We start from the raw sequence: 17517 nt of genomic DNA, 5'->3' as shown, positions 1-17517 counted from the left end.
TGCCCCCTGCGGGGCGTCGGCCACTCTACACGTCTGCGCTGCCATCCACAATTGCGGCAAGCTGTTTACGATTAACTCTACGCTGATCAACTTTGAGATAAATCGTATTTTCCGAGGCGACAATTACCACCTCGGCAACGCCATCGACCGCGCGCAGTTTGTTGGCCAGGCCATGCTGATCCTGCCCCTTGAGAGGAATCAGCACACTCGCCAAAAAACTTGGCGGTTGCATCGACCAGGCAACGATCAGCCAAATCGCAATTAACACCGCATTCACTAAAAACACCGCATTGGCGCCCTGCTCCTGCAACAGCCAACCGCCCAGGGCACCGCCGCCAAATACACCCAATACCTGACAGGTAGAGTAGATTCCGGTCGCCGTACCCTTGGCACCCGCCGGTGCAATTTTGCTCACCATGGAAGGCTGGGTCGCCTCCAACACATTAAAGGCGATAAAAAATACAAACAGCACAAACAAGGCAAAAATACGATTGGCGCCAACCACCATCAATGCCAGTTCAGCAATCAGCAACAGGACAACCGCAATCAGGAATACACCTTTAATCTTGCGGCGCTTTTCGGCAATGATCACAAACGGCAGCATCAATACAAAGGCAAAAGCGAGCAGCGGGAAATAAACCAGGCCGTGATAATCGCGCGGGATTTCCAGCTGGTTTTGCAGCATTAACGGCATTACCACAAAGCTCGACATCAACACAAAATGCAGGACAAATATCCCGATATTTAAACGCAATAACTGCGGGTGACGCAGGGTTTTACCCAGCAGTGCGGGCACTGCCACCGCCTCGCGTTTAGGCCGCTGCACCTGCGCAACATTGGGCACCAACTGCAGCAGAATATAAACCCCCACAATACCCAGCACAGCAGTCAACCAGAAAATCGCGGATACCCCACCCCAAGCCGCCAACAGCGGGCCGGCGGTCATCGCCAATGAAAAGGACACGCCTATTGATGCACCGATAGTCGCCATCGCCTTGGTGCGATTCTCTTCCGAGGTGAGATCGGTAAGCAGCGCCATGACCACCGCCGAGATAGCACCGCCACCCTGCAGGAAGCGCCCGAAGATTAACCCGTAAACCGAATCGGCCAGAGCCGCCACCACACTGCCGAGCACAAACACAATCAGCCCGGCCAAAATCAGCGGTTTGCGGCCAATACGATCAGACAGCACGCCAAACGGAATCTGCAATAAAGCCTGACTGAAACCATAGGCGCCCAACGCCAGGCCCAATAAAAATGGGCTGTGATGCGCGTACTCTGTGCCATATAACGCGAGCACCGGCAGCAGCATAAACAAACCGAACATACGGAAGGTATAAAGCGCCGCCAGCGACCAGACGACTTTTTTCTCAAAAGGCGCGGGTGTGGAAAATTGAATGGAGTCAGCAGGTTCTTGCATGGCAAAGGGTGTCGCGTAAAAGGTTTCAGCAAAGGGGCGATAGTGTACCAACTAGCGCCAAGCACACACCATCAATCGCCAAAAGAAACTCACACCGCTGCTACAGGGCTTTACCAAGACTTACGGAATAATCCATATCGGTGACATCTGTCAGCAAAGCATTGGCGTATAATCTGCCCCTTTGGGCGATTCACCACCGTCGCCTGTTCCTTGTCAGTAGCCTGGGCGGATTGCAGTAGATGGACAAAATTATCGTGAGGGGTGCACGCACCCATAACCTGAAAAATATTGACCTGGATATCCCACGCGACAAACTTGTCGTGATCACCGGCCCCTCCGGCTCGGGCAAATCCTCCCTCGCCTTTGACACCCTCTACGCCGAAGGCCAGCGCCGCTATGTGGAATCGCTCTCTACCTATGCGCGCCAATTTTTGTCGATGATGGAAAAACCCGATGTGGACCACGTGGAGGGCTTGAGCCCGGCGATCTCCATCGAGCAGAAATCCACCTCACACAACCCGCGCTCAACCGTGGGCACCATCACCGAAATTTACGACTACCTTCGCCTGCTCTATGCGCGGGTGGGCGAAGCGCGCTGCCCGGAGCACAAGGTGCCACTCGCCGCACAGACCATCAGTGAAATGGTGGATACCACCCTCGCCTTACCGCAAGGCACCAAGCTTATGCTGCTGGCACCGGTGATTCGCGAGCGCAAAGGGGAGCACCTGCACATCTTCGAGCAGCTCAAGCGCGATGGTTTTATCCGCGCCCGTATCGACGGGATTTTGTGTGATCTGGACGATACCCCTAAGCTCGACAAGAAAAAGAAACACACGGTAGAGGTGGTTATCGACCGTTTTAAAGTGCGCGAAGACCTGAAGCTGCGCTTATCGGAATCCTTCGAGACTGCTCTGAACTTGTCCGAAGGCATCGCTTGCGTTAGCTATATGGACGGCGAAGCGCCCGACCGTTTGTTTTCGTCCAAACACGCCTGCCCAATTTGCGATTACAGCCTGACCGAACTCGAACCGCGCCTGTTCTCGTTTAACAACCCCGCCGGCGCCTGCCCTACCTGTGACGGCTTGGGTGTGCATCAATTTTTTGATGAAGACAAAGTGATTCAGGACACCAGCCTAAGCCTGTCTGACGGCGCCATTCGCGGCTGGGACAAACGCAATGTCTATTACTTCCATATGCTGGCATCGCTGGCCAAACACTATGGTTTTAACGTCGACACGCCCTGGTCAAAACTCAAAGCCAAACAGCGCGAAGCGGTTCTGTACGGCTCGGGTGATGAAGTTATCGAATTCAACTACATCAATGATCGCGGCGATGTGTACAAGCGCAGTCACAGTTTTGAAGGCGTATTGCCGAATATGGAGCGCCGCTATCGCGATACCGAATCCAACTCGGTACGCGAGGATCTGACCAAATTTTTATCCAGCCAGCCCTGCCCGGACTGCGAAGGCACGCGCCTGCGTATAGAGGCGCGCAACGTATTTATCGACGAGCGCCCGCTGCCCAAAATCACCGAAATGCCGGTCGCCGATGCCTACGATTACTACATGAAATTGGCCTTTACCGGCCGCAAGGCGGGCATCGCCGATAAGATCCTCAAAGAGCTGCGCGACCGCTTCCGCTTTCTGGTGGATGTTGGCTTGAATTATCTGACCCTCAATCGCAGCGCGGAAACCCTCTCGGGCGGTGAAGCGCAGCGGATTCGCCTCGCCAGTCAAATCGGTGCAGGGTTGGTGGGTGTGATGTATATCCTCGACGAACCGTCAATCGGCCTGCACCAGCGCGACAATGAACGATTGCTAAAAACCCTCACCCACTTGCGCGATATCGGCAATACGGTGATTGTGGTGGAGCACGACGAAGACGCCATTCGCCTTGCTGACCATGTGATCGACATTGGCCCCGGCGCTGGCGTGCACGGCGGGCAAGTAATCGCGCAGGGCAATGTTAAAGCCATTATGGCAAATAAAGATTCAATCACCGGCCAGTACTTAAGTGGCACGCGCGAAATTGCAGTACCAGAAAAACGCCATCCGTTTGATGACAAGAACAAGTTGCGACTGATTGGAGCCAAGGGCAACAACTTACAAAACGTCACCTTGGAAATCCCCGTGGGCCTGATGACTTGCGTGACGGGTGTATCTGGCTCGGGCAAGTCCACACTCATTAATGCAACGCTTTATCCACTCGCCGCCACTGCCCTCAATGGCGCCACCACACTTGACCCAGCGCCACACGACAAAGTAGAAGGCATGGACTTATTTGATAAGTGTGTGGATATAGACCAAAGTCCTATCGGTCGCACACCGCGTTCCAACCCGGCAACCTACACCGGCATCTTTACCCCCATCCGCGAGTTATTTGCCGGTACTCAGGAGTCGCGTTCGCGCGGTTATCAACCCGGCCGCTTCAGTTTCAACGTCAAAGGCGGCCGCTGTGAAGCCTGTCAGGGCGATGGCGTCACCAAAGTAGAAATGCATTTCCTGCCCGATGTCTATGTACCTTGCGATGTGTGCAAAGGCAAACGCTACAATCGCGAAACCCTGGACGTGAAATACAAAGGAAAAAACATCAATGAAGTGCTGGGCATGACCATTGAAGACGCGCGTGCGTTTTTTGATGTGGTTCCGTCCATCGCCAATAAATTGCAAACGCTAATAGATGTAGGGCTTTCCTATATCTGTTTAGGGCAATCGGCCACCACCCTGTCGGGCGGGGAAGCGCAGCGGGTCAAGCTCGCCAAAGAACTCTCCAAGCGCGATACAGGTAAAACGCTTTATATATTGGATGAACCGACAACTGGTCTGCACTTCTACGACATCCAGCAATTACTCAATGTATTACATCGTCTGCGCGATCACGGCAACACGGTTGTCGTGATCGAACACAATTTGGATGTAATCAAAACAGCGGACTGGGTGATTGATTTGGGGCCAGAAGGTGGCAGCGGTGGCGGTCAGATTATCGCTACCGGCACACCAGAAGAAATCGCACTCATTGAGCACTCACACACAGGCCGCTTCCTCAAGCCCATGCTGAAAAACACCCTTGCCAAAACGAAAGTAAAACCAGCAAAAACAACTGCAGCAAAAGCTAAAAAATAATTTAGCCAGACAAAAGAAAACGGCGAATCAGATAATGATTCGCCGTTTATATTTCGCAGCCAGAAAGAGAATCACATTGCTATTTTCGACTGACAGAAAATAAAAAAGCCAAGCAGAGCTGCTTGGCTTTTTTGTACAACAGTAAAAAACTTATTCAGCGTCTACTGCAGACTCAAGCGCCTTAGCTGGACGGTCAACCAATTCAACATAAGCCATTGGTGCTTTATCGCCAGAACGGAAACCACATTTCAAAATGCGAACGTAGCCACCTGGGCGAGTATTGTAGCGTGGGCCTAATTGGCTGAACAATTTACCTACGGCTTCTTTGTTATTCAAACGAGCAAATGCCAAACGACGGTTAGCAACGCTGTCTACTTTAGCCAAAGTAATCAAAGGCTCCGCGAAACGGCGTAGCTCTTTTGCTTTTGGCAAAGTAGTTTTAATCAATTCATGCTCAACCAAAGAGGTAACCATGTTACGAAACATAGCTTTACGGTGAGAAGCATTACGGCCTAATTGACGACCACTTAATTTATGACGCATAACAAATACCCTTCAAAAATGGATTGCTAACAGCAATCTCGTTAATCACCCGCACCGAAGTGAGTTAACGGGCAAACTAATAATAAAAACCACCTACCAACATCACTTAAGTAATGTTGGTAGGTGGCTTCAGGTTTTTAGTCGTTTCTCAAACTGGCTGGTGGCCAGTTTTCCAAACGCATACCAAGAGACAAACCGCGTGAGGCCAGAACATCTTTAATTTCGGTAAGAGATTTTTTACCCAAGTTTGGCGTCTTCAGCAACTCAACTTCTGTACGCTGAATCAAATCACCAATGTAGTAAATGTTTTCCGCTTTCAAGCAGTTTGCTGAGCGAACAGTAAGTTCCAAGTCATCAACAGGGCGCAACAGAATTGGATCAATAGCCTCTTCTTTTTGCTCTGGAGCTGATTGTTTTTCACCTTCCAAATCAACAAACACAGCAAGCTGCTGCTGCAGGATAGTCGCTGCGCGACGGATAGCCTCCTCTGGATCAATGGTACCGTTGGTTTCCAGATCTAAAATCAGCTTATCCAAATCAGTACGCTGTTCAACACGAGCACTTTCAACACTGTAAGCCAGGCGCTTAACAGGGCTGAAGGAAGCATCAAGTTGCAAGCGACCAATTGCACGACTCTCATCATCGTCACGACGACGGCTATCAGCTGGCTGGTAGCCACGGCCACGCGCGATAGTTAAGCGCATTTTCAATTCAGTATTGCCAGTAATATTAGCAATCACATGATCAGGGTTTTTAATCTCTACATCATGATCTAACTGAATATCAGCAGCAGTCACAACGCCAGGGCCTTTTTTAGTCAAAGTAAGAACCGCGTGATCCTTACCATGCATAATTACAGCAACACCTTTCAGGTTCAGCAGGATCTCAATAACATCCTCGCGAACACCTTCAATTGCACTGTATTCATGCAACACGCCTTCGATTTCAACTTCAGTTATGGCACAACCAGCCATAGAAGAAAGCAAAATACGACGCAATGCATTGCCTAAAGTATGCCCGAAGCCACGCTCCAAGGGTTCCAAAACCACGCGTGCGCGGGTTGGCCCACTTTCTGAAACATCGATATGACGCGGAGTTAAAAATTCGTTTACTGCAGTCTGCATAGCAATACCTGTTAGCGGTTCGTCCCTTACTTAGAGTAAAGCTCGACGATGAGGTTCTCGTTGATGTCAGCAGGCAAATCAATGCGATCAGGAATGCGCTTGAATACGCCTTCTTTTTTCTCGCTGTTAACATCTACCCACTCAACATTACTACGTTGGCCAGCCAAGTTCAGTGCGTTTTGGACACGCAATTGCTTTTTAGCTTTTTCGCGAACAGCAACAACATCACCAGCAGCTACTTGGAAAGACGCAACATTTACAGTTTTGCCATTTACACTAATTGCTTTGTGAGAAACAAGTTGACGCGATTCTGCGCGAGTTGAACCAAAGCCCATGCGATAAACAACGTTATCCAAGCGGCACTCAAGCAACTTAAGCAAGTTTTCACCACTGGCGCCTTTACGACGAGCAGCTTCTTTATAGTAACCACGGAATTGCTTTTCAAGAATGCCGTATATACGACGAACTTTTTGCTTTTCACGCAGCTGTACACCGTAGTCAGACAAACGACCACGGCGTTGGCCGTGCTGTCCTGGTGCAGTTTCAATTTTACATTTTGAGTCTAACGCACGCGCACCGCTCTTTAGAAAAAGATCAGTGCCTTCACGGCGAGACAGCTTACAGGTAGGTCCAATATAACGTGCCATTCTCTAATCCCCTTACACGCGACGTTTCTTCGGCGGACGACAGCCGTTGTGAGGAATCGGCGTTACGTCAGTAATGTTAGTAATTTTGTAACCAACATTGTTAAGTGCGCGAACAGCTGATTCGCGACCTGGGCCAGGGCCCTTAACTTCGACGTCGAGATTTTTTAAACCATACTCTTTTGCCGCTTCACCAGCGCGCTCTGCAGCAACCTGTGCAGCAAAAGGTGTACTTTTACGTGAACCACGGAATCCAGATCCACCTGAGGTAGCCCATGCAAGAGCATTACCCTGACGATCAGTGATAGTCACGATGGTGTTGTTAAAAGAAGCGTGAATATGGGCAACGCCATCGATCACGGTCTTTTTAACTTTTTTCTTGGTTGTGGTTTTATTACTTGGCTTCGCCATAGCAACTTCTTCCTACTAATTTGTTACCGTAAGTGAATGAAAGACGCAAGCAAGAATTACTTCTTAATAGGCTTACGGGGGCCTTTACGGGTACGAGCGTTCGTTTTTGTGCGCTGACCACGGAGCGGTAGACCACGACGGTGACGCAAGCCACGGTAGCAACCTAGATCCATCAGACGCTTAATATTCATAGATATTACACGACGCAAGTCACCCTCTACGGTGCGCTTAGCAACCTCAGCACGGATAGCATCCATTTGCTCTTCAGACAAGGTGCCGATTTTTACATCTTCAGCAATGCCAGTGGCAGCACAGATTTGCTTTGCCGAGGTACGACCAATCCCATATACATAAGTTAACGAGATAACGGCGTGTTTGTTATCTGGTATGTTTACACCAGCAATACGAGCCATTCAAATTACTCCAGTAACGCTTAAATTGCAGCGCTGACAGCGTAAGCGCCATCTTCGCCCCTGAACAAAAGGCGCGAAGGATAGCGGCTAATACACCATAAATCAATAGCTAGGCAATTTCTCACCTAACGACAGTCAGCGCCCCCATAGCCTTTATTCAAAACCCACATAAAGAATCAGGCTGGTAATCCGATTGGATACCAGCCTGAAATATTTAAGGAGTACTTAAATATTAGCCTTGACGCTGCTTATGGCGTGGCTCAACGTTGCAGATTACCCGCAAGACACCGTTACGACGCACCATTTTGCAATTGCGACAAATCTTTTTAACAGAAGCACGAACTTTCATGATTCAACCTCAATATCGCGGATTAGCGAGCGTTACCGCTGCCATATCCTTTCAAATTTGACTTCTTCATCAACGATTCATATTGATGAGACATCAAGTGAGCCTGCACCTGAGACATAAAGTCCATTACCACAACCACTACGATAAGCAGTGAGGTACCGCCCAAGTAGAATGGCACACCAGTGGCAACTACAAGGAACTCAGGCAACAAACAAACTGCCGACATATAGATAGCACCAACCACCGTTAGGCGCGTGAGTACGCTATCGATATATTTAGCGGAATGCTCACCAGGACGAATACCCGGAATATAAGCACCCGATTTTTTCAAGTTATCTGCGACTTCTTTCGGGTTGAACATCAATGCCGTGTAGAAGAAACAGAAAAACGTAATTAGTCCAGCGAAAAACAAAATATACAATGGCTGTCCTGGGCCAATAGCAAGCGCCAACTCTTGCAGCATTTCATTAACCACACCTTCACCGCCTTGGCCAAACCATTGAGCGATTGATGCAGGAAACAACAAAATACTACTAGCAAAAATTGCAGGAATAACGCCCGCCATGTTGATCTTCAGAGGCAAATGGCTGCTTTGTGCAGCATACCCTTGTCGCCCCTGCTGACGCTTTGCATAATTTACAGTAATACGGCGCTGTCCACGTTCGATACGAACAACAAACCAGATAACTGCTATAGCAAGGATACTAATAATCAGTAGCGCTATAATATGTAAGTCACCCTGCCTTGCACTTTCAAATGCTTGGCCAATTGCGCTCGGCATGCCAGCAACAATACCGGCAAAGATCAGCATTGAAATGCCATTACCAATGCCTCGCTCAGTTACCTGCTCTCCCAACCACATCATAAACACAGCGCCTGTAACTAAAGACACTACTGCAATAAAATAGTAAGAAAAACTAGGTTCACCGCCAAATGCATAGGAAGAAAAACTTACCGCCATCGCCAAAGCTTGAACAGTAGCAAGCACTACTGTGAAATAACGGGTGTACTGATTAATCTTCCGACGACCAGCATCACCTTCTTTCTTCAACTGTTCCAACGAAGGAGTAACTGCCGTAAGCAACTGCATAATAATCGATGCAGAGATATAGGGCATGATACCTAAAGCTAGAATACTCATCCGCTCAAGCGCTCCACCAGAGAACATGTTGAACATGCCTAAGATAGTGCCTTGATTCTGGTTAAACAGATTTGCAATTCTTTCTGGATCTAAACCCGGTACAGGTATATGAGTACCTATACGATAAATCACTATTGCCAGAAACAAAAAGCGTAGGCGAGCCCATAGCTCGCCTAAACCTCTTTGATTTGCTAATGGCAGATTACCTGGAGTTGCCATTCGCGCCTCGTTACTCTTCTACTGTTCCGCCAGCGGCTTCAATCGCTGCTTTGGCACCCTTAGATACAGACAGGCCCTTAACAGTGACAGCTTTTTTAACTTCGCCTGAGGCAAAAATTTTAGCGCGTTTGATTACAGAGCTAATCAAACCAGCTTGTTTTAATGTCTCAATATCAACAACCGAACCTTCGACAGCATTCAGCTCTGACAGACGAATCTCAGCAGAAACCAAACCAACACGAGAAGTAAAACCGTATTTTGGCAGGCGAATCTGCAAAGGCATTTGACCGCCTTCAAATCCAGGTCTGACCGAACCGCCAGAGCGGGACTTCAAACCTTTATGGCCACGGCCAGCAGTTTTACCCAAACCGCTACCGATACCACGACCTACACGTTTTTTTGCATGAGTACTGCCCGGTGCCGGGCTAAGGGTATTCAGACGCATCTTATTCTCCCTCTACCTTAACCAGATAGTTAACTACGTTAATCATGCCACGAACTGATGGAGTATCTTCTACTTCAACAGTGTGACGGATGCGACGCAAGCCCAAGCCTCTTACACAGGCTTTATGGCTCTCCAGGCGATGAGCAGTGCTCTTAACCTGGGTCACTTTAATCATTTTCTTTGACATGGTGAATTCCGCCATCTTGTAATCGAAATAATCGATTAGTTCAGAATATCTTCAACACTTTTACCGCGTTTGGCAGCAACAGCTTCCGGAGAAGTCATTTCTTTCAGCGCATTAAAAGTGGCACGAACTACGTTTACCGGATTGGTAGAACCGTAGCACTTGGACAGAACGTTCTGAATACCGGCGATTTCGAGTACAGCACGCATTGCGCCGCCAGCGATCACACCAGTACCTTGTGACGCTGGTTGCATATACACTTTAGACGCACCATGAACACCTTTAGTTGGGTATTGAATGGTATCGCCATTCAATTCAACAGTGATCATATTGCGGCGAGCTGCTTCCATCGCCTTTTGAATAGCAATCGGAACTTCGCGCGCTTTACCGCGACCGAAGCCCACTTTACCATTACCGTCACCAACAACAGTCAGTGCGGTAAATTGAAAGATACGACCACCTTTAACAGTTTTAGCAACACGATTAACTTGAACTAATTTTTCTTGCAAGCCTTCGTTATTGTCTTCTTCTTTCTTAGCGTATGCCATATCTCACCCTTAGAATTCCAATCCGCCTTCACGCGCTGCGTCAGCCAGAGCTTTCACACGACCGTGGTATTTAAAACCACTGCGGTCAAAAGCTACCTGAGTGACACCAGCTGCCTTAGCGCGCTCTGCAATCAGAGCACCCACAGCTTTAGCTGCTTCAGCGTTACCAGTTTTACCACTGCGCAACTCTTTATCCAGAGTCGAGGCACTCGCGAGAACGCGAGCACCGTCACCAGAAATCAATTGTGCGTAAATATGGCGTGGAGAACGGTGGATCGTTAAACGAGTTGCACCTAATTCACGGATCTTGGCGCGGGCACGGCGTGCACGGCGAAGACGAGTTTGCTTCTTATCGCTCATATCCTAGCCCTACTTCTTCTTAGCTTCTTTACGCAGTACTGTTTCATCCGAGTAGCGAACACCTTTACCTTTATAAGGCTCTGGCTCGCGGAACGCGCGGATTTCTGCAGCAACCTGACCAAGCAATTGCTTGTCAGCCGCCTTCAGTACAATTTCGGTCTGGCTTGGGGTTTCTACCGATACGCCTTGAGGAAGAACGTAGTTAACCGGATGTGAATATCCCAAAGACAGGTTTACAGTATTGCCTTCAGCTTTAACACGGTAACCAACACCAACCAGAGACAGTTTTTTTACAAAACCCTGGCTAACACCAAAAACCATATTATTAACTAGCGCACGGGTAGTGCCTGCTAGTGCATCAGACTGCTTGGCGCCATCGCGCGGAGCAAAAGTAAGCACATTATTTTCGTGCTTAACTTCTACGCTCGCGTTAATTTGCAGCGCCAATGTACCATTGCTGCCTTTAACGGACAGTGACTGTCCGTTAAGAGTGACAGTCACTGCAGCAGGTACTTCAACCGGACTTTTTGCAACTCGTGACATGACGATTTCCCAATTAGAATACTGTGCAGAGGACTTCGCCACCCACGCCAGCGGCGCGTGCAGCACGATCAGTCATTACACCTTTACTGGTAGAGACAATTGCAATACCTAATCCACCGCGAACGGTAGGCAGGCCAGCTTTACCAGCATAATTACGCAAGCCAGGACGGCTCACACGGTCAAGCTCAACAATAACTGGCTTGCCCTCAAAGTATTTCAGGTCAACAGTCAGCTCTTGCTTGGCGCCTTCGCTCACTGAAAAACCATTAATGTAACCCTCGTCAGAGAGTACTTTTGCCACGCTTACTTTCAATTTTGAAGAAGGCATGGTTACAGCTGCTTTACCCACGTTTTGCGCGTTGCGAATGCGGGTCAGCATATCTGCCATTGGATCTTGCATGCTCATCAGATTCTGCTCCTAAAATTAAGCCGAGGCTTACCAGCTGGCCTTAACCAAGCCGGGGACATCACCACGCATGGCTGCTTCGCGCAACTTGTGACGGCACAGGCCGAATTTGCGGTAAACACCATGTGGACGACCAGTCACGCGGCAGCGGTTACGCTGACGTGAAGCACTAGCATCGCGAGGCATTTTTTGCAGTTTGATTTGCGCTTCCCATACTTGCTCTTCAGTAGATGAAGGGCTGACGATTGTCGCTTTCAATTCTGCGCGCTTGGCGGCAAATTTTTTCACGGTTTCTGCACGTTTAACTTCGCGTGCAATCATAGATTTTTTAGCCATGACGTCACCTTAGCCTTTGAAAGGGAAGTTAAATGCTTTCAACAGTGCGCGACCTTCATCATCGGTGCGAGCAGTGGTAGTGATACAAATATCAAGACCGCGCAAACGATCTACTTTGTCGTAGTCGATTTCAGGGAAAATAATTTGCTCAGTAACACCCATTGAAAAGTTACCGCGACCATCAAATTGCTTTGGACTAATACCGCGGAAATCGCGAATACGAGGAATAGCAATAGTGATAAGGCGATCCAGGAATTCGTACATACGATCCGAGCGCAGAGTTACTTTGCAACCAATCGGCCAACCATCACGGATTTTGAAGCCCGCAATTGATTTACGCGAATTGGTTACAACCACTTTCTGACCAGCAATTTTAACCAGATCGTTAACTGCATTATCCAGAATTTTCTTATCGCCAGTAGCTTCACCCACACCCATATTGAGGGTGATTTTAGTAATGCGCGGCACTTCCATCACGTTCGCCAAACCCAACTCTTCTTTGAGTTTGGGGGCGAGTTCTTTAATGTAAAGTTCTTTTAGCCTAGCCATGTTTCATTACGCCCCTAGGGTTTCGCCATTGGATTTGAAAACACGAACTTTGTCGCCATTTTCAAGCACTTTGAAACCTACGCGGTCAGCTTTCTTTGTTGCTGGATTATAGATAGCAACATTTGAAGCATGAATCGCAGCTTCTTTTTCAACGATTCCACCAGCCACACCCAATTGCGGGTTTGGTTTTTGGTGCTTCTTGATCATGTTAATGCCGCTTACAATCAAACGATCTTCAGCCAATACACGTACAACTTTACCGCGCTTGCCTTTGTCACGTCCGGCGATAACAATCACTTCGTCATCACGTTTAATTTTACGCATTTATCTGCCCTCGACTCTTTAGCTCGAAGTGCTTACAGCACTTCTGGAGCCAAAGAAATGATTTTCATAAATTTCTCGCCACGCAACTCACGAGTTACAGGTCCGAAAATACGGGTACCAATCGGAGCATCTTGGTTATTCAGCAGTACGGCAGCATTATCGTCAAACTTGATTAATGAACCGTCTTGACGACGCACGCCTTTTTTGGTGCGTACAACAACTGCCTTCATTACTTGGCCTTTCTTCACCTTGCCGCGAGGAATTGCTTCCTTAACGGTCACTTTGATGATGTCACCAACCGCCGCATAGCGACGGTGAGAGCCGCCAAGAACCTTGATGCACATGACACGGCGAGCACCGCTGTTGTCAGCAACATCTAAGTAGCTTTCTGTTTGAATCATCGTCCGTCTCCGAAACTGACTTACAAAAACGCGGAAGTCTTAGACTTCTGAGGCGCGCTCTTCAATTTTCACTAAAGACCAGGTCTTGGTTTTCGACAGGGGACGCGACTCAGATACAGTCACAATGTCACCCATCTTGCACTCATTCTTTTCATCGTGAGCGTGAAGCTTGGATGATTTAGTGGTGTATTTACCATAAAGCTCGTGCTTAACACGACGCTCAATCAACACGGTGATGGTTTTATCCATCTTGTCGCTGACAACTTTGCCAGTCAGTGTACGAGCCACTTTAGTTTCTTGAGTCATCGTTACTTACCTGCCTTTTGACTAAGCGCCGTCTTGATGCGAGCGATGTCTTTGCGTGCTTGCGTAAGCAAGTGCGATTGGTTCAACTGACCAGTAGAAGCTTGCATACGCAACTTGAACTGCTCTTTCAATTGTTCCAACAAGACGCCATTCAGCTCTTCGACGGATTTTTCGCGGAGTTCTGAAGCTTTCATCACATCACCGAACGTTTAACAAATGTTGTTGTAATTGGCAATTTAGCCGCAGCAAGTGCGAAGGCTTCACGAGCTAATTCCTCGCTTACACCATCCATCTCATAGAGAACTTTGCCAGGACGAATTTGCGCTACCCAGTACTCCACGCCACCTTTACCGCTACCCATACGAACTTCGAGTGGTTTAGCTGTAATCGGCTTATCGGGGAAGACACGGATCCAGATTTTACCGCCACGCTTAACGTGACGAGTCATCGCACGACGTGCTGCTTCGATTTGACGCGCAGTAATGCGACCGCGACCAGTTGCTTTCAAGCCAAAATCACCAAAGCTAACTTTGGAGCCACGCTGGGCCAGACCGCGGTTGCGGCCTTTCATCTGCTTGCGAAACTTTGTACGCTTAGGTTGTAACATGATGCGTACCCCTTACTTGGATTTAGCGGCTTTTTTCTTGGACGTTGCTTCGGTTTCAGTAACATCACCGATAACTTCGCCTTTGAAAATCCACACTTTCACACCAATGATACCGTAGGTGGTGCTCGCTTCTGCTGTTGCATAATCGATATCTGCACGCAAAGTGTGCAGAGGTACACGACCTTCGCGATACCACTCACTACGAGCGATTTCGGCACCACCCAAGCGGCCACCCACTTGGATCTTGATACCTTCAGCGCCTTGACGCATTGCATTTTGCACCGCGCGCTTCATTGCACGACGGAACATTACACGGCGCTCAAGTTGCTGAGCCACGCCTTGTGCCACTAAAGCTGCATCCAAATCGGGCTTGCGAATCTCTTCAATATTAATATGAACAGGCACGCCCATTTGCTTGCTTACTTCAGCGCGCAACTTATCAACATCTTCACCTTTCTTACCAATCACAATGCCTGGACGGGCAGTGTGGATAGTAATGCGCGCAGTATTAGCGGGGCGTTCGATATCAACGCGGCTAACTGACGCACTGGCGAGTTTGTCCTGAATGTACGCACGTACTTTCAAGTCAATGTTGAGTTTGTCTGCGTAATCGGTGCCATCGGCATACCAAATAGAAGTATGCTTTTTGATGATCCCCAGACGAATACCGTTTGGATGTACTTTCTGACCCATAACGCGCTCTCTTACTTATCGGCTACTTTAACGGTGATATGACAAGTACGCTTTGTAATTCGGTCAGCACGACCCTTCGCACGCGGCTTAATGCGCTTGAGGCTCACACCTTCGTCTACAAAAATCGTTTTTACTTTCAACTCGTCAACATCAGCGCCTTCGTTGTGCTCGGCATTTGCAATTGCAGATTCGAGTACTTTCTTGATGATCTCTGCGCCTTTCTTTGTGCTAAAGGCCAAGATATCAAGCGCGTCTTCAACGCCTTTACCGCGAATTTGATCGGCAACCAAACGCGCTTTTTGCGCCGACAGACGAGCACCGCTTAATTTTGCTGCTACTTCCATCGTATACCTCGATTAGCGTTTTTTCGCTTTCTTATCAGCGGCATGGCCACGATAAGTGCGGGTTGCTGCAAATTCGCCAAGCTTATGGCCAACCATTTCTTCGTTAACCAGGACCGGAACATGCTGACGCCCATTGTGCACAGCCAAAGTCAAACCCACCATTTCCGGCATAATCATGGAACGGCGCGACCAAGTCTTAATTGGACGACGATCATTACTCGCGATCGCAGCTTCGACCTTCTTAATCAGGTGAAGATCGATAAAAGGACCTTTTTTCAGTGAACGTGGCACTGTCTCTTCCTCTATTCAGCTGTTAAGTCGACGCTTATTTCTTATCGCGACGACGAACAATCATGTTATCGGTGCGCTTGTTGCTGCGCGTTTTGTAACCCTTGGTTGGAACGCCCCATGGCGAAACTGGATGACGACCACCAGAGGTACGACCCTCACCACCACCCATTGGGTGATCTACAGGGTTCATCGCAACACCGCGAACAGTAGGACGAATGCCAAGCCAGCGTTTGGCGCCTGCCTTACCCAATGAACGCAAGTTATGTTCACTGTTAGAGACTTCACCCAGAGTTGCGCGACAATCGCTCAACACTTTACGCATTTCACCGCTGCGCAAACGCAAAGTTGCGTAAGCACCGTCGCGCGCCACCAACTGAGCCGAAGCACCAGCAGATCGAGCAACTTGAGCACCTTTACCAGGCTTCAATTCGACGCAGTGAATTACACTACCCAACGGGATGTTACGGATTGGAAGAGCATTACCGACTTTAATAGCAGCGGCATTACCCGACTCAATTTTGTCACCAGCGCTCAGACCTTTGGGCGCAATAATGTAGCGACGCTCACCATCTGCATAACATACAAGCGCGATATAAGCAGTACGATTTGGATCGTACTCAATGCGCTCAACAGTTGCAGGGATGCCGTCTTTATTGCGACGGAAATCAACTACACGGTAATGTTGTTTATGGCCGCCACCAACATGGCGAGTAGTAATGCGACCGGTATTGTTGCGACCACCTGATTTGGATTTTTTATCCAACAGCGGCGCAAAAGGATCACCTTTGTACAAATCCGGATTGACAACTTTTACTACAAAGCGGCGACCTGGAGAGGTTGGTTTACATTTTACAATTGGCATTGCAACAATCCCCTTACTCAGCTACCGCAAAGTCGATTTCTTGACCTTGCTCAAGACGTACATACGCTTTTTTCCAATCGCTTCTCTTGCCGATTCCGTAGCGTGTACGCTTGGTTTTGCCTTTAACGTTCAATACGCGAACTGATTCAACTTTGGCGTTGAACAGCGCTTGAACTGCGGCTTTAATTTCCACCTTATTGGCATCAGCCAATACTTTGAAAACAACTTGATTACCAGTTTCACCGGCTGCAGCTGACTTCTCAGACACCACAGGACCTAGCAACACTTTATAAATGCGTTCTTGGTTCATCCCAGGATCTCCTCAAACTTTTTCAGAGCAGGCACGGTTACAATAACTTTATCGAAACCAATCAAACTGACCGGATCCACACCCTGAACATCAATCACACCAACCTTGTACAGGTTGCGTGAAGCCAGGAACAGATTCTCGCTCATTTCTTCGGTAACAATCAGTGCATCAGTCAGATCAAATTGAGCCAATTTTTGCACCAGAGCCTTGGTTTTGGGCGCATCAACATCAAAGCTTTCAACAACAATCAAACGATTCTGACGATTCAATTCGGACAGAATGCACTGCAGCGCAGCACGGTACATTTTCTTGTTAAGCTTTTGCTCAAAATTGCGTGGCTTAGCAGCAAAAGTTGCACCACCGCCACGCCAAATTGGGCTGCGAATGGTACCAGCACGGGCGCGACCAGTGCCTTTTTGACGCCATGGCTTTTTACCACCACCAGAAACTTCAGCGCGAGTTTTTTGCGCTTTGGTACCCTGACGCGCACCAGCCATGTAAGCAACAACGGCTTGATGAACCAGGTCTTGATTAAACTCTCTACCGAATGCAACTTCAGATACAGAAACTGTACCCTGGGCACCACCGGGACTAACAATTTTTAATTCCATGGTCGATTCCC

28 protein-coding genes are annotated in these 17517 nt (G+C 48.6%); 1 reads left to right on the top strand and 27 read right to left on the bottom strand.

Annotated features, from left to right (window positions below; translation table 11 throughout):
- Positions 1–25: 25 nt before the first annotated feature.
- The gene (locus O59_RS16050) at positions 26–1471 is read right to left on the bottom strand and encodes an MFS transporter (RefSeq protein ID WP_007644502.1); all 1446 of its coding nucleotides are present in this window, start codon (positions 1469–1471) and stop codon (positions 26–28) included.
- A 188-nt stretch (positions 1472–1659) separates the two neighbouring features.
- Between O59_RS16050 and uvrA the strand changes: the two genes are divergently transcribed.
- Positions 1660–4542, top strand: coding sequence for an excinuclease ABC subunit UvrA (gene uvrA / locus O59_RS16045; RefSeq protein ID WP_007644501.1), 2883 nt, complete (start codon positions 1660–1662; stop codon positions 4540–4542).
- A 150-nt stretch (positions 4543–4692) separates the two neighbouring features.
- Here the strand turns inward: uvrA and rplQ are convergent, their stop codons facing one another.
- The 26 genes from rplQ to rplD form a co-directional block, all read right to left on the bottom strand.
- A complete protein-coding gene (gene rplQ, locus O59_RS16040; RefSeq protein ID WP_040393178.1) occupies positions 4693–5085 on the bottom strand; it encodes a 50S ribosomal protein L17 in 393 nt (130 codons plus the stop codon).
- A 137-nt stretch (positions 5086–5222) separates the two neighbouring features.
- A complete protein-coding gene (rpoA, locus tag O59_RS16035; protein WP_007644499.1) occupies positions 5223–6209 on the bottom strand; it encodes a DNA-directed RNA polymerase subunit alpha in 987 nt (328 codons plus the stop codon).
- Positions 6210–6235: 26 nt separating this feature from the next.
- Positions 6236–6856: a 30S ribosomal protein S4 gene (gene rpsD, locus O59_RS16030; protein WP_007644498.1), complete on the bottom strand. Its 621-nt coding sequence runs from the start codon at positions 6854–6856 to the stop codon at positions 6236–6238.
- Positions 6857–6868: 12 nt separating this feature from the next.
- The gene (gene rpsK, locus O59_RS16025) at positions 6869–7264 is read right to left on the bottom strand and encodes a 30S ribosomal protein S11 (RefSeq protein ID WP_007644497.1); all 396 of its coding nucleotides are present in this window, start codon (positions 7262–7264) and stop codon (positions 6869–6871) included.
- 56 nt (positions 7265–7320) lie between these two features.
- Complete coding sequence (gene rpsM, locus O59_RS16020; RefSeq protein ID WP_040393175.1) at positions 7321–7677, bottom strand: 30S ribosomal protein S13; 357 nt, start codon at positions 7675–7677, stop codon at positions 7321–7323.
- Positions 7678–7909: 232 nt separating this feature from the next.
- Positions 7910–8026 carry a 50S ribosomal protein L36 gene (rpmJ, locus tag O59_RS21525; RefSeq protein WP_039912586.1) on the bottom strand — a complete coding sequence of 39 codons (117 nt, stop codon included), beginning with the start codon at positions 8024–8026 and terminating at the stop codon, positions 7910–7912.
- A gap of 22 nt (positions 8027–8048) precedes the next feature.
- Positions 8049–9386: a preprotein translocase subunit SecY gene (secY, locus tag O59_RS16015; RefSeq protein ID WP_040393173.1), complete on the bottom strand. Its 1338-nt coding sequence runs from the start codon at positions 9384–9386 to the stop codon at positions 8049–8051.
- A gap of 10 nt (positions 9387–9396) precedes the next feature.
- The gene (gene rplO, locus O59_RS16010; RefSeq protein ID WP_007644492.1) at positions 9397–9831 is read right to left on the bottom strand and encodes a 50S ribosomal protein L15; all 435 of its coding nucleotides are present in this window, start codon (positions 9829–9831) and stop codon (positions 9397–9399) included.
- A 1-nt stretch (position 9832) separates the two neighbouring features.
- A complete protein-coding gene (rpmD, locus tag O59_RS16005) occupies positions 9833–10018 on the bottom strand; it encodes a 50S ribosomal protein L30 (protein WP_040393171.1) in 186 nt (61 codons plus the stop codon).
- A gap of 35 nt (positions 10019–10053) precedes the next feature.
- Positions 10054–10563 (bottom strand): 30S ribosomal protein S5, encoded by a 510-nt coding sequence (rpsE, locus tag O59_RS16000; protein ID WP_007644490.1) that lies wholly within the window; start codon positions 10561–10563, stop codon positions 10054–10056.
- A gap of 9 nt (positions 10564–10572) precedes the next feature.
- On the bottom strand, positions 10573–10923 hold the full coding sequence (gene rplR / locus O59_RS15995; protein ID WP_007644488.1) for a 50S ribosomal protein L18: 351 nt from the start codon (positions 10921–10923) through the stop codon (positions 10573–10575).
- Between the two features lie 9 nt (positions 10924–10932).
- The gene (gene rplF, locus O59_RS15990; protein ID WP_007644487.1) at positions 10933–11466 is read right to left on the bottom strand and encodes a 50S ribosomal protein L6; all 534 of its coding nucleotides are present in this window, start codon (positions 11464–11466) and stop codon (positions 10933–10935) included.
- Between the two features lie 13 nt (positions 11467–11479).
- The gene (rpsH, locus tag O59_RS15985) at positions 11480–11872 is read right to left on the bottom strand and encodes a 30S ribosomal protein S8 (RefSeq protein WP_007644485.1); all 393 of its coding nucleotides are present in this window, start codon (positions 11870–11872) and stop codon (positions 11480–11482) included.
- Between the two features lie 30 nt (positions 11873–11902).
- Positions 11903–12208, bottom strand: a complete 306-nt coding sequence (gene rpsN, locus O59_RS15980) for a 30S ribosomal protein S14 (protein WP_007644484.1) — start codon at positions 12206–12208, stop codon at positions 11903–11905.
- Positions 12209–12217: 9 nt separating this feature from the next.
- On the bottom strand, positions 12218–12757 hold the full coding sequence (gene rplE / locus O59_RS15975) for a 50S ribosomal protein L5 (RefSeq protein ID WP_007644483.1): 540 nt from the start codon (positions 12755–12757) through the stop codon (positions 12218–12220).
- A 6-nt stretch (positions 12758–12763) separates the two neighbouring features.
- A complete protein-coding gene (gene rplX / locus O59_RS15970) occupies positions 12764–13081 on the bottom strand; it encodes a 50S ribosomal protein L24 (RefSeq protein ID WP_007644482.1) in 318 nt (105 codons plus the stop codon).
- Positions 13082–13113: 32 nt separating this feature from the next.
- Entirely contained in the window at positions 13114–13482 is a 369-nt protein-coding gene (gene rplN, locus O59_RS15965; protein ID WP_007644480.1) for a 50S ribosomal protein L14, read from the bottom strand.
- Positions 13483–13521: 39 nt separating this feature from the next.
- Entirely contained in the window at positions 13522–13788 is a 267-nt protein-coding gene (gene rpsQ, locus O59_RS15960) for a 30S ribosomal protein S17 (RefSeq protein ID WP_007644469.1), read from the bottom strand.
- Positions 13789–13790: 2 nt separating this feature from the next.
- Positions 13791–13982, bottom strand: coding sequence for a 50S ribosomal protein L29 (gene rpmC, locus O59_RS15955; RefSeq protein WP_007644466.1), 192 nt, complete (start codon positions 13980–13982; stop codon positions 13791–13793).
- Positions 13982–14395, bottom strand: a complete 414-nt coding sequence (gene rplP / locus O59_RS15950) for a 50S ribosomal protein L16 (protein ID WP_039912571.1) — start codon at positions 14393–14395, stop codon at positions 13982–13984. Before rplP ends, rpmC begins: the two co-directional genes overlap by 1 nt.
- A gap of 12 nt (positions 14396–14407) precedes the next feature.
- The gene (gene rpsC, locus O59_RS15945) at positions 14408–15088 is read right to left on the bottom strand and encodes a 30S ribosomal protein S3 (protein ID WP_007644464.1); all 681 of its coding nucleotides are present in this window, start codon (positions 15086–15088) and stop codon (positions 14408–14410) included.
- An 11-nt stretch (positions 15089–15099) separates the two neighbouring features.
- A complete protein-coding gene (gene rplV, locus O59_RS15940; protein WP_007644463.1) occupies positions 15100–15432 on the bottom strand; it encodes a 50S ribosomal protein L22 in 333 nt (110 codons plus the stop codon).
- A gap of 12 nt (positions 15433–15444) precedes the next feature.
- On the bottom strand, positions 15445–15723 hold the full coding sequence (gene rpsS, locus O59_RS15935) for a 30S ribosomal protein S19 (RefSeq protein WP_039912567.1): 279 nt from the start codon (positions 15721–15723) through the stop codon (positions 15445–15447).
- 34 nt (positions 15724–15757) lie between these two features.
- Complete coding sequence (gene rplB / locus O59_RS15930) at positions 15758–16585, bottom strand: 50S ribosomal protein L2 (RefSeq protein WP_007644461.1); 828 nt, start codon at positions 16583–16585, stop codon at positions 15758–15760.
- 13 nt (positions 16586–16598) lie between these two features.
- On the bottom strand, positions 16599–16895 hold the full coding sequence (gene rplW / locus O59_RS15925) for a 50S ribosomal protein L23 (protein WP_040393166.1): 297 nt from the start codon (positions 16893–16895) through the stop codon (positions 16599–16601).
- A complete protein-coding gene (gene rplD, locus O59_RS15920; RefSeq protein WP_007644458.1) occupies positions 16892–17506 on the bottom strand; it encodes a 50S ribosomal protein L4 in 615 nt (204 codons plus the stop codon). The genes rplW and rplD overlap by 4 nt, the downstream gene beginning before the upstream one ends.
- Positions 17507–17517 lie beyond the last annotated feature (11 nt).

Origin of the sequence: Cellvibrio sp. BR (genome assembly GCF_000263355.1) — a bacterium.
Classification (GTDB): Bacteria; Pseudomonadota; Gammaproteobacteria; order Pseudomonadales; family Cellvibrionaceae; genus Cellvibrio.
This window is presented reverse-complemented; position numbering and strand designations above follow the sequence as displayed.

Coding starts and splice junctions, on each gene's coding strand:
- rplD (WP_007644458.1), bottom strand. CDS start 17,506: ATGGAATTAAAAATTGTTAGTCCCGGTGGTGCCCAGGGTACAGTTTCT.
- rplW (WP_040393166.1), bottom strand. CDS start 16,895: ATGAACCAAGAACGCATTTATAAAGTGTTGCTAGGTCCTGTGGTGTCT.
- uvrA (WP_007644501.1), top strand. CDS start 1,660: ATGGACAAAATTATCGTGAGGGGTGCACGCACCCATAACCTGAAAAAT.
- rpmJ (WP_039912586.1), bottom strand. CDS start 8,026: ATGAAAGTTCGTGCTTCTGTTAAAAAGATTTGTCGCAATTGCAAAATG.
- rpsQ (WP_007644469.1), bottom strand. CDS start 13,788: ATGACTCAAGAAACTAAAGTGGCTCGTACACTGACTGGCAAAGTTGTC.
- rplF (WP_007644487.1), bottom strand. CDS start 11,466: ATGTCACGAGTTGCAAAAAGTCCGGTTGAAGTACCTGCTGCAGTGACT.
- rpsK (WP_007644497.1), bottom strand. CDS start 7,264: ATGGCGAAGCCAAGTAATAAAACCACAACCAAGAAAAAAGTTAAAAAG.
- rplX (WP_007644482.1), bottom strand. CDS start 13,081: ATGCGTAAAATTAAACGTGATGACGAAGTGATTGTTATCGCCGGACGT.
- rpsC (WP_007644464.1), bottom strand. CDS start 15,088: ATGGGTCAGAAAGTACATCCAAACGGTATTCGTCTGGGGATCATCAAA.
- rpsD (WP_007644498.1), bottom strand. CDS start 6,856: ATGGCACGTTATATTGGACCTACCTGTAAGCTGTCTCGCCGTGAAGGC.
- rpsN (WP_007644484.1), bottom strand. CDS start 12,208: ATGGCTAAAAAATCTATGATTGCACGCGAAGTTAAACGTGCAGAAACC.
- rpsE (WP_007644490.1), bottom strand. CDS start 10,563: ATGGCATACGCTAAGAAAGAAGAAGACAATAACGAAGGCTTGCAAGAA.
- rplR (WP_007644488.1), bottom strand. CDS start 10,923: ATGAGCGATAAGAAGCAAACTCGTCTTCGCCGTGCACGCCGTGCCCGC.
- rplV (WP_007644463.1), bottom strand. CDS start 15,432: ATGGAAGTAGCAGCAAAATTAAGCGGTGCTCGTCTGTCGGCGCAAAAA.
- rplQ (WP_040393178.1), bottom strand. CDS start 5,085: ATGCGTCATAAATTAAGTGGTCGTCAATTAGGCCGTAATGCTTCTCAC.
- rplN (WP_007644480.1), bottom strand. CDS start 13,482: ATGATTCAAACAGAAAGCTACTTAGATGTTGCTGACAACAGCGGTGCT.
- rpmC (WP_007644466.1), bottom strand. CDS start 13,982: ATGAAAGCTTCAGAACTCCGCGAAAAATCCGTCGAAGAGCTGAATGGC.
- rplB (WP_007644461.1), bottom strand. CDS start 16,585: ATGCCAATTGTAAAATGTAAACCAACCTCTCCAGGTCGCCGCTTTGTA.
- rpsH (WP_007644485.1), bottom strand. CDS start 11,872: ATGAGCATGCAAGATCCAATGGCAGATATGCTGACCCGCATTCGCAAC.
- rplP (WP_039912571.1), bottom strand. CDS start 14,395: ATGTTACAACCTAAGCGTACAAAGTTTCGCAAGCAGATGAAAGGCCGC.
- rplE (WP_007644483.1), bottom strand. CDS start 12,757: ATGGCTAGGCTAAAAGAACTTTACATTAAAGAACTCGCCCCCAAACTC.
- rpoA (WP_007644499.1), bottom strand. CDS start 6,209: ATGCAGACTGCAGTAAACGAATTTTTAACTCCGCGTCATATCGATGTT.
- rpsM (WP_040393175.1), bottom strand. CDS start 7,677: ATGGCTCGTATTGCTGGTGTAAACATACCAGATAACAAACACGCCGTT.
- rpmD (WP_040393171.1), bottom strand. CDS start 10,018: ATGTCAAAGAAAATGATTAAAGTGACCCAGGTTAAGAGCACTGCTCAT.
- secY (WP_040393173.1), bottom strand. CDS start 9,386: ATGGCAACTCCAGGTAATCTGCCATTAGCAAATCAAAGAGGTTTAGGC.
- rplO (WP_007644492.1), bottom strand. CDS start 9,831: ATGCGTCTGAATACCCTTAGCCCGGCACCGGGCAGTACTCATGCAAAA.